This is a genomic window from Streptococcus sp. FDAARGOS_522 (assembly GCF_003812445.1).
Classification (GTDB): Bacteria; Bacillota; Bacilli; order Lactobacillales; family Streptococcaceae; genus Streptococcus; species Streptococcus agalactiae.
Genome location: NZ_CP033808.1, coordinates 1,813,082 through 1,826,774, shown reverse-complemented (window position 1 = coordinate 1,826,774; position 13,693 = coordinate 1,813,082). Strand labels below are relative to the sequence as shown.

Below are 13,693 nucleotides of genomic sequence, written 5' to 3'. Positions count from 1 at the left end.
AATAAGCCTTTTATGCTATAATATGACTTATGGATAAAATTATAAAATCAATTTCAACTTCCGGTTCTTTCCGGGCTTATGTCCTTGATTGTACAGAAACTGTAAGAACAGCTCAAGAAAAACATCAGACACTTTCAAGTTCTACTGTAGCTCTTGGGAGAACATTAATTGCAAATCAAATTTTAGCAGCAAATCAAAAAGGAAATAGTAAAGTAACTGTCAAGGTTATTGGAGATAGCTCTTTTGGTCATATTATTTCTGTAGCTGATACTAAAGGAAATGTTAAAGGTTACATCCAAAATACGGGTGTTGATATCAAGAAAACAGCTACTGGAGAGGTCTTAGTTGGACCTTTCATGGGGAATGGACACTTTGTCGTTATTACCGATTACGGAACTGGGCAACCTTACACTTCAACAACTCCACTAATTACAGGAGAAATTGGAGAAGATTTTGCTTATTATTTAACCGAAAGTGAGCAAACACCTTCTGCCGTCGGTTTAAATGTCCTCTTAGATGACGAGGATAAGGTTAAAGTTGCAGGTGGATTCATGCTTCAGGTGCTCCCAGGTGCTTCTGACGAAGAAATTTCTCGCTATGAAAAACGCATTCAGGAGATGCCTTCTATTTCAAGTCTGCTAGAGTCTGAAAATCATATAGAATCTCTCCTTTCAGCTATTTACGGAGAAGACGACTACAAGCGCTTATCGGAAGACTCTTTAGCCTTCTACTGTGACTGTTCAAAAGAACGTTTTGAAGCCGCTCTATTGACTTTAGGAACTAAAGAATTGCAAGCCATGAAGGATGAAGATAAAGGTGTTGAAATTACTTGTCAATTTTGCAACCAGACTTACTATTTCACAGAAGAAGATTTGGAGAAGATAATTAATGACTCAATTAAATAGTTCATTTATGATTGGGAAGGTTGAAATTCCTCATCGTACCGTACTAGCACCGATGGCAGGTATTACTAATTCTGCTTTTCGTACTATCGCTAAAGAATTTGGTGCTGGTCTCGTTGTTATGGAAATGATTTCTGAGAAAGGGTTACTTTATAACAACGAAAAGACCTTACATATGCTCCATATCGATGAAAATGAACATCCTATGTCAATTCAACTATTTGGTGGCGATGCAGAAGGCTTAAAACGTGCAGCTGACTTTATCCAAAGTAATACGAAAGCAGATATCGTAGACATCAATATGGGATGTCCAGTTAACAAAGTTGTTAAAAACGAAGCTGGAGCTAAATGGCTACGTGACCCTGAAAAAATTTATCATATTGTTAAAGAGGTAACGTCTGTACTTGACATTCCATTAACAGTAAAAATGCGTACAGGATGGTCTGACTCATCTAATGCTGTAGAAAATGCACTCGCTGCCGAATCTGCTGGTGTATCTGCACTTGCTATGCACGGTCGAACGCGTGAACAAATGTATACTGGCACGTGTGACCATGAAACACTTGGCAAGGTCGCTAAAGCTGTTACTAGTATTCCTTTTATTGCCAATGGTGACATTCGTACTGTTCACGATGCCAAATTTATGATTGAAGAGATTGGAGCTGACGCTATAATGGTTGGACGTGGTGCTCGTAGCAATCCTTACATCTTTACACAAATTAATCATTTCTTTGAAACAGGCGAAATCCTTCCTGACCTACCATTTGAGAAGATGTTAGATGTTGCCGAGGATCATCTCACTCGACTAGTTAATTTAAAAGGTGAAACTATTGCCGTTCGTGAATTTCGAGGGTTAGCACCTCATTATCTGCGTGGAAAATCAGGCGCAGCAAAAATTAGAGGAGCTGTTTCACGTGCAGAAACACTAGCAGAAGTTCAAGAACTTTTTGCAGGTTTACGCTAAATCAAAAACAGTCCTTTGACTGTTTTTTCCTATCTCTGTACAAATTTAGCATAAATCATTGTGTAATGAAAACTCAAAAGTATAACAAATTATTTTAGCATAACAGAATTAAGGAGAATTATGTTGATTGTTTTAGCTGGAACCATTGGAGCAGGTAAAAGCTCCCTTGCAGCTGCTCTAGGACAACACCTAGGGACAGATGTTTTCTATGAGGCGGTTGATAATAACCCAGTTTTAGATCTTTACTATCAAGATCCCCAAAAATATGCTTTTTTACTACAAATATTCTTTTTAAATAAACGATTCCAATCTATAAAAGAAGCCTATAAGGCTAACAACAATGTTTTGGATCGTTCTATTTTTGAAGATGAACTATTCCTCACTCTAAATTATAAGAATGGAAATGTGACTAAAACAGAGCTAGATATCTATAAAGAACTTCTTGCAAATATGTTGGAAGAATTAGAAGGTATGCCTAAGAAGAGACCTGATTTGCTAGTCTACATTGATGTTTCATTTGATAAAATGTTAGAACGTATTGACAAACGAGGACGCAGCTTTGAGCAAGTTGATTCTAACCCAGAATTATACGACTACTACAAACAAGTCCATTCTAAATATCCAGAATGGTATGAAAATTACGACGTTTCACCTAAAATTCGGATCGATGGTAACAAACTTGATTTCGTCAAAAATCCAGAGGATCTTCAACACGTCCTTGACACTATTGATTCCGAATTGCAAAAACTTGATTTACTATAATTAGGTGATATCTATGATTATAAGACCTGTCCTACCCTCAGATGCTAAAGAATTACTTGCTATCTATGCTCCCTACGTTACTGACACTACAATAACGTTTGAATACGATATTCCTAGTATATCGGAATTCACCAATCGTATCAAAAATATCAGCAAATCTTTCCCATATTTAGTTGCTGAAGAAAATGGGAAAATATTAGGTTATGCATATGCTTCAACTTACTACGCTAGAGCTGCCTATGACTGGACTTGCGAGCTTTCTATTTACCTTGATAAAGATGCACGTAGCAAAAAAATTAGTAGCCAACTATATGATACATTGGAGAAAGAATTAGTTAGCCAAGGGTATGTTAATCTACTCGCTTGTATCAGTTTACCAAATGATATAAGTATTGCATTCCACAAAAAAAGAGGATTTAATCAAGTCGCACATTTCCCAAAAATCGGATTTAAATTTGAACAATGGCATGACATTGTATGGTTACAAAAGCGATTGAAATCTTAAGGTAATCTTTAGATTTATTTTAAGTTAGCAAAAGATTAGGATATTATAATATATTTATCCTAAAATTTTTCAACGACTTTCAGTCGTACCTATATCTACAAGTGCAATTGTTAGATATAGATCCTTTTACTTTTCATAAATCTATAAGAAAATGTCCAAAATATTTTGGACATTTTCTTTTTATATTAAAATTCCAGTACCCATCGGTACTGGAATGTTTTATGATTTTGCAATATCAAATTTCAATTTGCCTTTGGATACGCCAATCTTAATTACTTGCCCCTCTTTCACTTGATTTGCCAATAGTAGTTCTGATAAATGATCCTCTACTTGCGTTTGAATAGTTCTACGCAGTGGACGAGCACCCATTTCTATATCATAGCCATCCTCTGCCAAGTGTTTCAAGGCTGAAGGCTGGAATTTCAGATCCATACCTTTATCTTTAAGCGCTAAAATTAAAGGTTTAACCATAATTTTCACAACTTCACGCATATTATCTTGACTGAGACTATGGAATACAACTTTCTCATCAATACGATTGATAAATTCTGGTCGATAAGCTTTTTTAAGCTCCTCCATAATACGTTTTTGCATAGCAGTATAATCATGGCTGATATCCTTAGCTCCAAAACCAACTGTTTTATCGTCACGTAATGCAGTTGCTCCTAAATTAGAAGTCATAATGATTATAGTATTTGAAAAATCAACTTTTCGTCCTCGACTATCTGTTAAAACGCCATCATCAAGCACTTGTAATAATACATTAAAAATATCTGGATGAGCTTTTTCAACTTCATCAAAAAGTAAAACTGAATATGGTTTATTGCGTACTTTTTCAGTCAGCTCTCCTCCTTCATCATAACCAACATAACCTGGAGGTGCCCCATTCAGGCGAGAAGCTGCGAATTTTTCCATATATTCCGACATATCAAAACGAATTAGGGCTGATTCATCATCAAACAACACTTCTGCCAAGGCTTTTGCTAACTCTGTCTTACCAACACCAGTTGGTCCCAAGAACATAAAGGAACCAATAGGACGCTTACCAGTACGAATGCCAGATTGATTGCGACGGATAGCACGACTAATGGCGGTAACTGCATCATCTTGACCGATAACACGTTTATGCAATTCTTTTTCTAAATTGAGGTATTTTTTACTATCAGCTTGTGTCAATTTTTCAACAGGAATACCAGATAGACGGCTGAGAGTTGCCATAATATGATCTTCGGTTACGGCAATAGGCTTACGCTTTTTATCCTTATGGCTTGCTTTTAGAGCTTTAGAAGCAGATTTCATATCATCATCTAAAATAGCTTGGTCAACTTCTGTTAAAAGCGAAGGAGCATTTTTCTTAATCATCATTTGCACAGTGGCAGAAGCTTCATCAAGTAAGTCTATAGCTGAGTCTGGTAAATTCTTACTTGTCAAATAACGATGAGCCACTTTTACAGCAGTCATAACTGCTTCATCTGAAATAGTAACATTATGAAAGGCTTCATACGCTGGCTTCAATCCAAGTAGAATTTCATAAGCGTCTTCAAGATTTGGTTCTTCTACTAAAACTTTTGCAAAGCGACGAGATAAAGCAGCATCTTTTTCAATATGCTTTTGATATTCCTCTTGAGTTGTTGCTCCAACAGTGCGTAAAGTGCCTCGGGCCAAAGCTGGTTTTAAAATATTAGCAGCATCAAGTGTGCTATCAATACCAGAGCCAGAACCCATAATAGTATGCAGTTCATCAATGAAAAGAATAATATGACCGTCTTCTTCAATATCTGCAATGATTTGATTCATACGTTCCTCAAAATCACCACGAAAACGAGTTCCAGCAACAACGCTCATCATATCTAACTCTAGAACACGCATATCTCTAAGCTCATAAGGAATATTTCCATTAGCAATACGTTGTGCTAGACCGTACGCCAAAGCTGTTTTACCGACACCCGCATCTCCAACTAAGACAGGATTATTCTTTGTTTTACGACTTAAGACTTGGACCATACGTGAAATTTCTGTATCACGCCCAATAACAGGTTCAATTTCCCCATCAACCGCCATCTGTGATAAATCACGTGTGAAATCAGCTAAATCACCAGCAGTACTCGGTGGTTTCATCATATCAGAAAAAGAAGCACCCGACTTTGCTTTTTTAGGATTACGTAATTCATAAATTGCTTTGATATCATCTTTTGTAAAACCGGCATGACGTTCTAGAGCCTTACGTAAATCAACCATACGAACTGATTCACCATCGTCTTGACCTCTAAAACCAACTAATTCTAAGATACGTGTGGCTAATAAATCTTTATTAACCAACATAGCAAGCAAGACATGTTCAGTACCCACATCTTCAGCTCCTACTACGATACTAATATTTTCTGCTAACTTTAAGATCTTTTTCAAAGCCGATGATTGCTCTAAAAATTGATAATCGGTAATCTCTTCTTTCGGTGCTCTACCTAAAGCTAAAATTGTTGCTGCTTCGTACTCTTCAATTGCAACTTCAGACTCATATTCAGCAAATGTCAAACCAGCTACTGAATCATGAACTAAAACCATTGCTAAAAGAAGATGCCAGCTTTCTAAATAGTGACTTTCATAGCGTGCTGCTTGAAATTGCGCCAATCTGAATACTTCTTGTAATTTTATGGAATAATGACTCATAAATGGAATCCTTTTCTATCTAATCGTTGTAATAATTTACGGAGCATACGAGCTCTAATAACAGAGGCTTGCTCTCCTAAGACGTCATCACCTGATGTCGCCAGAATCAAATTTCCTTCACGTTCTGTAATTATCTCTTCATCGAATAATAATTGAATCAAATCATCAAAGACTTGTTCACTGATACGCTCGCCAATCGTTGATAACATATTTCCAAATAATTGGTGTTGATCAGAAAAATGAACCTTAGCAATGCGGATGTAACCTCCACCACCTCGTTTACTCTCAACCACATAACCACGGCTTTCAGTAAACCGTGTCTTAATGACATAATTAATCTGACTAGGAACAACTTGAAAAGTATCAGCTAAATTGGAACGCTTTATTTCAGCAATTCCTGATTGTTCTAATAATGATTTTATATATTCTTCAATATTATCGGAAGTATTTTTTATGGCCACAAATTCACTCCTTCCTCTTTGACTATAACTGACTATTATTATATCAAATTTTTAAAAGATACGGAAATGAAATCTATCTAAGGATAGTAAAACTAGAATGACCGCGGATTTTAGTTGTCATTACTAGCAAGATAAGATAAAATGGAATAATACCATAGAAAGGTTTTATTTAATGAATTACATTATTACATTTTTGATTTCAATGATTCCCTTAGTGGAACTACGAGGAGCTGTGCCATTTGCAATCGCTAATGGAATACCTTTGTGGGAAGCGCTAGCTATCGGTGTTGTTGGAAACATGCTACCTGTACCTATCATCTTCTTCTTTGCTCGCAAAGTTCTAGAATGGGGAGCAGATAAACCTTATACTGGTAAGTTTTTCACATGGTGCCTTAAAAAAGGACATAGCGGTGGTCAAAAACTTGAAAAAGTAGCTGGAGAAAAAGGATTGTTTATTGCCTTGCTATTGTTTGTAGGCATTCCCTTACCCGGAACAGGAGCCTGGACTGGCACGCTTGCAGCTAGCCTCCTAGATTGGGAATTTAAACATAGTGTTATTGCTGTTATGCTAGGTGTTATACTAGCTGGATGCATCATGGGAACATTATCCATTATCGGCTTCAACCTATTCTAGAAAAGTTAAGGTGAGATGACTGTCTCTCCTTTTTTAATATTTGCCAATCCACCAATTCGATACCAAAATAAGACACTTGACTTAATCCAAGTGTCTTATTTTAAAATATATTTACTGACAACATTTTGCTGCCAAATTATAATATAAAGCGAGTGTTAATTATTTTTCAAGTGCTGCTGCCATTGTAGCTGCAACTTCTGCTTCAAAGTCGTTAGAAGCTTTCTCAATACCTTCTCCAACTTCAAAACGTACGAAAGCAACTGCTTTAGCATTTACTGACTCAAGATAAGCTTCAACTGTTTTGCTATCATCCATGATGTAAACTTGAGCAAGGAGTGTGTACTCTTGGTCAACTTTAGTGTTATCAAGCATGAAACGATCCATTTTACCTGGAACGATTTTATCCCAGATTTTTTCTGGTTTACCTTCTGCAGCTAATTCTGCTTTGATGTCTTCTTCTGCTTGGGCAATAACTTCATCAGTCAATTGAGCTTTTGATCCATATTTAAGGAATGGAAGAGCTGGTTTGTTAACCATAGCACGACTCTCGTTGTCTTGCTCAATTTTGTGGTTCAACTGAGCTAACTCATCATGAACAAATTGTGCATCAAGTTCAGTATATGAAAGAACAGTTGGCTTCATAGCTGCAACGTGCATTGATACTTGTTTAGCAAGTGCATCGTCGCCACCTTCAACAACAGTAATTACTCCGATACGTCCACCATTATGTTGGTATGCACCAAAATGTTGCTCATCAGTCTTTTCAACTAAAGCGAAGCGACGGAATGAAATTTTTTCACCAATTGTAGCAGTTGCAGTTACAAATGCTTGTTCTAAAGTTTCACCTGAAGGCATTGTTAAAGCAAGTGCTTCTTCATTGTTTGAAGGACGTCCTTCTGCAATAACTTTAGCAGTTTCATTAACTAATGTTACAAATTGGTCGTTTTTAGCAACAAAGTCAGTCTCAGCGTTAACTTCAATAACTGCTGCAACGTTACCATCAACATAAACACCTGTTAAACCTTCAGCAGCAACACGGTCTGCTTTTTTAGCTGCTTTAGCCATACCTTTTTCGCGAAGTAATTCAATCGCTTTATCAAGGTCACCATCAGTTTCTACTAATGCTTTTTTAGCGTCCATAACGCCTGCACCTGATTTTTCACGCAATTCTTTTACAAGTTTAGCTGTGATTTCTGCCATTTTCGTTCTCCTCTTAATTTCAAATAATGATTAAAAAAACGAGACAGAGCGGTTTGCATCTGCCCCGTTTTAGGATTTACAATAAATTAAATATTAGTCGTTTTTTGATCCTTCAACTACTTCAACGATTTCTTCAATTGAATCTGCTTGTGCTTCTTGAGCGAAGTCAACGTCAGCATCTTCACCTTGACGACCTTCAATAACTGCATCAGCTAATTTAGAAGTAATTAATTTAACGGCGCGAATAGCGTCATCGTTTGCTGGGATGATAACATCGATATCATCTGGATCAGCGTTAGTGTCAACCATAGCTACAACTGGAATACCAAGCTTTTTAGCTTCTTTAACAGCGATTTGCTCTTTATGTGGGTCAACAACATACATTACATCTGGGATGCGTGGCATATCTTCGATACCACCCAAGAATTTTTCAAGACGTGCACGTTGTTTGTTTAACAATGCAACTTCTTTCTTAGGAAGAAGTTCAAAAGTTCCTTCTTCTTCCATACGTTTGATTTCTTTCAAACGAGCAATACGTTTTTGGATAGTTCCCCAGTTAGTAAGAGTTCCACCTAACCAACGGTGGTTAATGAAGTATTGACCAGCACGTTTAGCTTCTTCAGCAACAGCTTCAGCTGCTTGTTTCTTAGTACCAACAAACAAGATAACTGCATCGTTTGCTGCAGCATCACGAACAAATTCGTAAGCTTGGTCAGCTAATTTTACAGTTTGTTGAAGGTCGATAACGTGGATACCATTACGTTCTGTGAAGATGTACTTAGCCATCTTAGGGTTCCAGCGACGAGTTTGGTGACCAAAGTGAACACCAGCCTCAAGAAGTTGTTTCATTGAAATTACTGCCATGAGTAAGTTCTCCTTTAAAAATGTTTTTTCCTCTCTCAGACTTCGACTTGCAGCCTAACCTTTCGGCAACAAGACCACAATTGATCTAAGATGAGTATTTGTCACTTTAAGCAACTATAATAGTTTATCAAAAAAAGTTAGATTTGACAAGCTATAAAATCTTCTACTCTATTAGAAAAATCATACTTTTCTTAGAAAAATGTAAACGTTTTTATTGGAGATTTAAAAGTATTTCGTTTATAATTAGGCTATTAAAAAATAAAGGAGGACATTATTATGTCATTAGTCGGAAAAGAAATTATTGAATTTTCAGCTCAAGCTTATCACGATGGAAAATTCATCACTGTTACAAATGAAGACGTTAAAGGAAAATGGGCAGTTTTTTGTTTCTACCCAGCAGACTTTTCATTTGTTTGCCCAACTGAACTTGGTGACCTTCAAGAGCAATACGAAACACTTAAATCTCTTGATGTAGAAGTTTATTCTGTCTCTACTGATACTCATTTTGTTCATAAAGCATGGCATGATGACTCAGATGTCGTTGGTACTATCACATATCCTATGATTGGTGACCCTTCACACCTTATTTCACAAGGTTTTGATGTCCTTGGACAAGATGGTCTAGCACAACGTGGTACATTTATCATTGATCCAGACGGTGTCATCCAAATGATGGAAATTAATGCTGATGGCATCGGACGTGATGCAAGTACTCTCATTGATAAAGTCCGTGCTGCTCAATACATCCGCCAACATCCAGGTGAAGTTTGTCCAGCTAAATGGAAAGAAGGAGCTGAAACTTTAACTCCTAGTTTAGACCTTGTAGGTAAAATTTAATAACCAGGAGGTAATCCATGGTCTTAGATAAAGAAATCAAGGCTCAATTAGCACAATATTTAGATTTGCTAGAATCTGATATTGTATTACAAGCTGATTTAGGAGATAACGATAATTCTCAAAAAGTAAAGGATTTTCTAGATGAAATTGTCGCTATGTCTGATCGCATCAGCCTTGAATCAACACATTTAAAACGTCAACCTAGTTTTGGGATTGCAAAAAAAGGGCATGAAAGTCGCGTTATTTTTTCAGGCTTGCCAATGGGGCATGAATTCACATCTTTCATTTTAGCTTTGTTGCAAGTCTCTGGTCGCGCACCAAAAGTTGATGAAGACATTATCAAACGAATTAAGGGCATTGAGAAAACTATCAATCTAGAAACTTATGTTTCATTAACTTGCCATAATTGTCCAGATGTCGTTCAAGCCTTTAATATAATGGCTGTTTTGAATCCGAATATCACTCATACTATGATTGAAGGAGGCATGTATCAAGACGAAGTCAAATCAAAAGGTATCATGTCTGTTCCTACTGTTTATAAGGACCAAGAAGAATTTACTTCTGGCCGTGCTACAATTGAACAGCTTTTAGAACAACTAGATGGACCTCTTGATGCTGAAGCATTTGCTGACAAAGGTGTCTATGATGTTCTAGTTATTGGTGGTGGTCCTGCAGGTAACAGTGCTGCAATTTATGCCGCCCGTAAAGGGTTAAAAACAGGTATTTTAGCAGAAACTTTTGGTGGACAAGTTATCGAAACAGTTGGTATTGAGAACATGATTGGTACATTGTACACCGAAGGCCCTAAATTGATGGCTCAAATTGAAGAGCATACCAAATCTTACGATATTGATATTATCAAGAGTCAATTAGCAACTGGCATTGAAAAAAAAGAATTAGTTGAGGTAACACTGGCTAACGGAGCTATTTTACAAGCTAAAACTGCTATCCTAGCTCTGGGTGCTAAGTGGCGAAATATCAACGTTCCTGGCGAGGAAGAATTCCGCAATAAAGGTGTTACTTACTGTCCACATTGTGATGGCCCTCTTTTCGAAGGAAAAGATGTTGCTGTTATAGGTGGTGGTAATTCAGGTATGGAAGCTGCTTTAGATCTAGCCGGTGTCACTAAACATGTTACAGTCCTAGAATTCTTACCTGAGCTCAAAGCAGACCAAGTACTGCAAGAACGAGCAGCTAAAACTGATAATTTAACTATTCTTAAGAATGTTGCTACTAAAGATATCGTTGGTGAAGATCATGTCACTGGTTTAAACTATACCGATCGTGATACAAACGAAGAAAAACACATTGATTTAGAAGGTGTTTTTGTACAAATTGGTCTTGTACCAAGTACATCTTGGCTCAAGGATAGCGGCATTGAACTCAATGAACGTCAAGAAATTGTCGTTGATAAATTTGGCTCAACAAATATCCCTGGTATTTTTGCTGCAGGTGACTGTACAGATGCTGCCTACAAGCAAATCATTATTTCCATGGGGTCTGGTGCCACAGCTGCCATTGGCGCATTTGATTATTTAATCAGACAATAATCTAAAAGAGATTGATACAATAGGTATCAATCTCTTTTTTGGGGTAATATGAGGAAGTTTAAGGGCTAAAATTGGCTATTTTACGAAAGAGGCTTGACGAATCTTTTTTTTTTCGATAGAATATTATCTGTTATGGCGGTATAGCCAAGTGGTAAGGCACGGCTCTGCAAAAGCTTGATCGTCGGTTCAAATCCGTCTACCGCCTTAAATATAAAAGATTTTATCCAAAGATAACAAAAAATCAACGATTGTTCGTTGATTTTTTTGTTATCAGAATTATTTTTTTAAATCCAATAATTGATAAGGTATAGAAGATTGACTATCTCTTAATGAATAGCTTTCTAATTCATTGACATTATCCCTTAAAATTTGAGACTCTTTAGAACTAATTAAACCGTCCCTTTCAAATTCAGAGATTGTTCTGCGTTCCAAGTAATATCCTCTTAGGGTTTCATTTAAAATATCTGGCGTTATGCGTGCAATGACACGTTCTACAAATAAACCTGATTTAATTAATTCTGCGTCTCGAATGCGTTCATTTTGTAAGAAATCTATCAAAGTTGCATTATAATAACCTTCCATATCTTCTAGCGTTTCTAAAATGAGATCATTATTTGATAAGTACAAATCTGTTAAGTGCTGACGATTGACTTCTGCTAGCAACCGTTTCCTATTTTTGAAATGTTTTTTCCGATTTCGTATTCCTTGTCCAAATGTTAAAAACTCATGAACAATACCACGAATAACACGCATAAGAATCGTTAAACTATAAGTGATATTTGACACAAAGCTACGATTAACTTGACGTTCTAAGTATTTTAAATAACGCTGGTAAATACGATATTCTTTGATAGAAATATTGCCATAACGATAAGCAGCTTCAAGCCCGTCGCTTTCTATACTAAGCATCATCAGTTGCAATTCAGCTAAGTCCTTCTTAATGTCACTAGATTCTTGTTCTAAAATGAGATGACGAATACGGCTATTATAATTATCTATAACTGCATAAAATGAAGCTTGATTTTCAGAAATCTTACCGTCTTCTTCTAAGACAGATAATACTTTTGTTAAAATCGATAGACGTATTAAATAATCATCTTTCACCTGTAAGGGAGGCGCTAACTTTGGTAATACTAAAAGTCCCGTTAAAAAACTCATTAGTGTTACTGCACCAACAGTGAAAAGAATCAAACTATACCCCAACTCTCCTATGACTGAGTGCTTGGGTAATAAGAGTATTGTTGCTATGGAAACACTTCCTTTAACTCCTGAAAAAGTCAACAGTTGAATCTCTCTCCAATACTTTTTAAATGATTTATGGTATTTGAAAGATCTCCAAGCATAAAAGCAAGAAACTGCTAGAAAGCGAACTAGAAAAAGTGTGCAAGTAACTAAAACAACAATACTAATAAGATCAAAATTACTATAAGCGTTACTTGTTAAAAGAGGACCAATGATACGTGTCAGTTCTCTTCCAAATATTAAGAAAACTAAACCATTTAAAATAAAATTTAAGGTTTCCCAAATAACAGAGGTAACGCGATCTACTTGAGCATCAAAGAGAGTCACTTTTTTCAAACGATTTGCTTGCATTACTCCTGCCACTACCACCGCAATAATAGCTGAAAATCCCAACAAATCAGCAACGAAATAAGCAACAAAAGGTAAGGTTAATTCCAAAAGTAGAGCCCCTGTAACATCAGCAGCATCAAATTTCTCTAGGACAGTGAGACATAACCTCGTTAGAAAAGCAAAAAGCAAGCCAATTAAAAAACCACCCATTATGGCCAATGCTAACTTGAGACTAGCTTTTGTTAAGGAAAAATAACCTGTTAAAAGGGCTGTTAAAGCAAACTGGAAGGAAACTAGACCACTAGCGTCATTTAAAAGACCTTCCAATTTGAGGATATTCTCTGCTCGTTTAGGAAATTGAAACCTCTTAGCAATCGATATAAAGGCAACGGCATCTGTTGGACCTAAGGCTGCTCCAAGCGCAAAGCATGCCGCAAGTGGTAAACTAACTGGCAAAAGGTGCCCTGCTACATAACCAACGACAATAGCTGTTAAAAATACCGTTGGTAAGATTAAGTAAAGAATAATAGTCCGATACTTTATAAAACTACCAATATCACTTTCTTGACCTTCTCTAAAGTTCAAAGGGGCAATAACAAAGGCAAGAAATAACTCAGGATCGATATGGACTTGTGACTTATGAAAAACTAAGCCAGAGAGAATCCCAAAGACCAACTGGATAAATGGTAATGGTAATTTAGGAAATATCCTATTGATAACATTAGATAAAATCAAAAACAGGAGAAAGCTGACTATTAGAATAGTTTCTTCCATA

At 36.5% G+C, this 13,693-nt stretch carries 12 protein-coding genes and 1 tRNA gene; 8 read left to right on the top strand and 5 right to left on the bottom strand.

Annotation, left to right across the window (positions count from 1 at the left end):
* Positions 1 to 29 precede the first annotated feature (29 nt).
* From hslO to EGX70_RS09545, 4 genes are all read left to right on the top strand, one after another.
* Positions 30 to 905, top strand: coding sequence for an Hsp33 family molecular chaperone HslO (gene hslO, locus EGX70_RS09560; RefSeq protein ID WP_000357828.1), 876 nt, complete (start codon positions 30 to 32; stop codon positions 903 to 905).
* Positions 889 to 1,866 carry a tRNA dihydrouridine synthase DusB gene (gene dusB, locus EGX70_RS09555; protein ID WP_000192732.1) on the top strand — a complete coding sequence of 326 codons (978 nt, stop codon included), beginning with the start codon at positions 889 to 891 and terminating at the stop codon, positions 1,864 to 1,866. The genes hslO and dusB overlap by 17 nt, the downstream gene beginning before the upstream one ends.
* A 120-nt stretch (positions 1,867 to 1,986) precedes the next feature.
* Positions 1,987 to 2,628, top strand: a complete 642-nt coding sequence (locus tag EGX70_RS09550) for a deoxynucleoside kinase (RefSeq protein ID WP_000909527.1) — start codon at positions 1,987 to 1,989, stop codon at positions 2,626 to 2,628.
* A 13-nt stretch (positions 2,629 to 2,641) separates the two neighbouring features.
* The gene (locus EGX70_RS09545) at positions 2,642 to 3,133 is read left to right on the top strand and encodes a GNAT family N-acetyltransferase (protein WP_000586898.1); all 492 of its coding nucleotides are present in this window, start codon (positions 2,642 to 2,644) and stop codon (positions 3,131 to 3,133) included.
* A 219-nt stretch (positions 3,134 to 3,352) separates the two neighbouring features.
* On the opposite strand, the gene EGX70_RS09540 is transcribed toward EGX70_RS09545, so the two are convergent.
* Positions 3,353 to 5,800: an ATP-dependent Clp protease ATP-binding subunit gene (locus EGX70_RS09540; RefSeq protein WP_000020283.1), complete on the bottom strand. Its 2,448-nt coding sequence runs from the start codon at positions 5,798 to 5,800 to the stop codon at positions 3,353 to 3,355.
* The gene (locus tag EGX70_RS09535) at positions 5,797 to 6,261 is read right to left on the bottom strand and encodes a CtsR family transcriptional regulator (protein ID WP_000985641.1); all 465 of its coding nucleotides are present in this window, start codon (positions 6,259 to 6,261) and stop codon (positions 5,797 to 5,799) included. The genes EGX70_RS09540 and EGX70_RS09535 overlap by 4 nt, the downstream gene beginning before the upstream one ends.
* A gap of 172 nt (positions 6,262 to 6,433) precedes the next feature.
* On the opposite strand from EGX70_RS09535, the gene EGX70_RS09530 reads away from it, so the two are divergent.
* Positions 6,434 to 6,895 carry a small multi-drug export protein gene (locus EGX70_RS09530; RefSeq protein WP_001106578.1) on the top strand — a complete coding sequence of 154 codons (462 nt, stop codon included), beginning with the start codon at positions 6,434 to 6,436 and terminating at the stop codon, positions 6,893 to 6,895.
* A 159-nt stretch (positions 6,896 to 7,054) separates the two neighbouring features.
* Here EGX70_RS09530 and tsf read toward each other — a convergent pair whose 3' ends face one another.
* Positions 7,055 to 8,095, bottom strand: a complete 1,041-nt coding sequence (gene tsf, locus EGX70_RS09525; protein WP_000808080.1) for a translation elongation factor Ts — start codon at positions 8,093 to 8,095, stop codon at positions 7,055 to 7,057.
* Positions 8,096 to 8,188: 93 nt separating this feature from the next.
* Positions 8,189 to 8,959, bottom strand: a complete 771-nt coding sequence (gene rpsB / locus EGX70_RS09520; protein ID WP_000268453.1) for a 30S ribosomal protein S2 — start codon at positions 8,957 to 8,959, stop codon at positions 8,189 to 8,191.
* A 276-nt stretch (positions 8,960 to 9,235) separates the two neighbouring features.
* Between rpsB and ahpC the strand changes: the two genes are divergently transcribed.
* From ahpC to EGX70_RS09505, 3 genes are all read left to right on the top strand, one after another.
* The gene (ahpC, locus tag EGX70_RS09515) at positions 9,236 to 9,796 is read left to right on the top strand and encodes an alkyl hydroperoxide reductase subunit C (RefSeq protein WP_000060538.1); all 561 of its coding nucleotides are present in this window, start codon (positions 9,236 to 9,238) and stop codon (positions 9,794 to 9,796) included.
* A gap of 17 nt (positions 9,797 to 9,813) precedes the next feature.
* Complete coding sequence (gene ahpF / locus EGX70_RS09510) at positions 9,814 to 11,346, top strand: alkyl hydroperoxide reductase subunit F (RefSeq protein WP_000242129.1); 1,533 nt, start codon at positions 9,814 to 9,816, stop codon at positions 11,344 to 11,346.
* A gap of 134 nt (positions 11,347 to 11,480) precedes the next feature.
* Positions 11,481 to 11,551: transfer RNA gene (locus EGX70_RS09505), tRNA-Cys, on the top strand.
* Positions 11,552 to 11,622: 71 nt separating this feature from the next.
* Here EGX70_RS09505 and EGX70_RS09500 read toward each other — a convergent pair.
* Positions 11,623 to 13,692 (bottom strand): sodium:proton antiporter, encoded by a 2,070-nt coding sequence (locus EGX70_RS09500; RefSeq protein ID WP_000393087.1) that lies wholly within the window; start codon positions 13,690 to 13,692, stop codon positions 11,623 to 11,625.
* Between the last annotated feature and the right edge of the window lies 1 nt (position 13,693).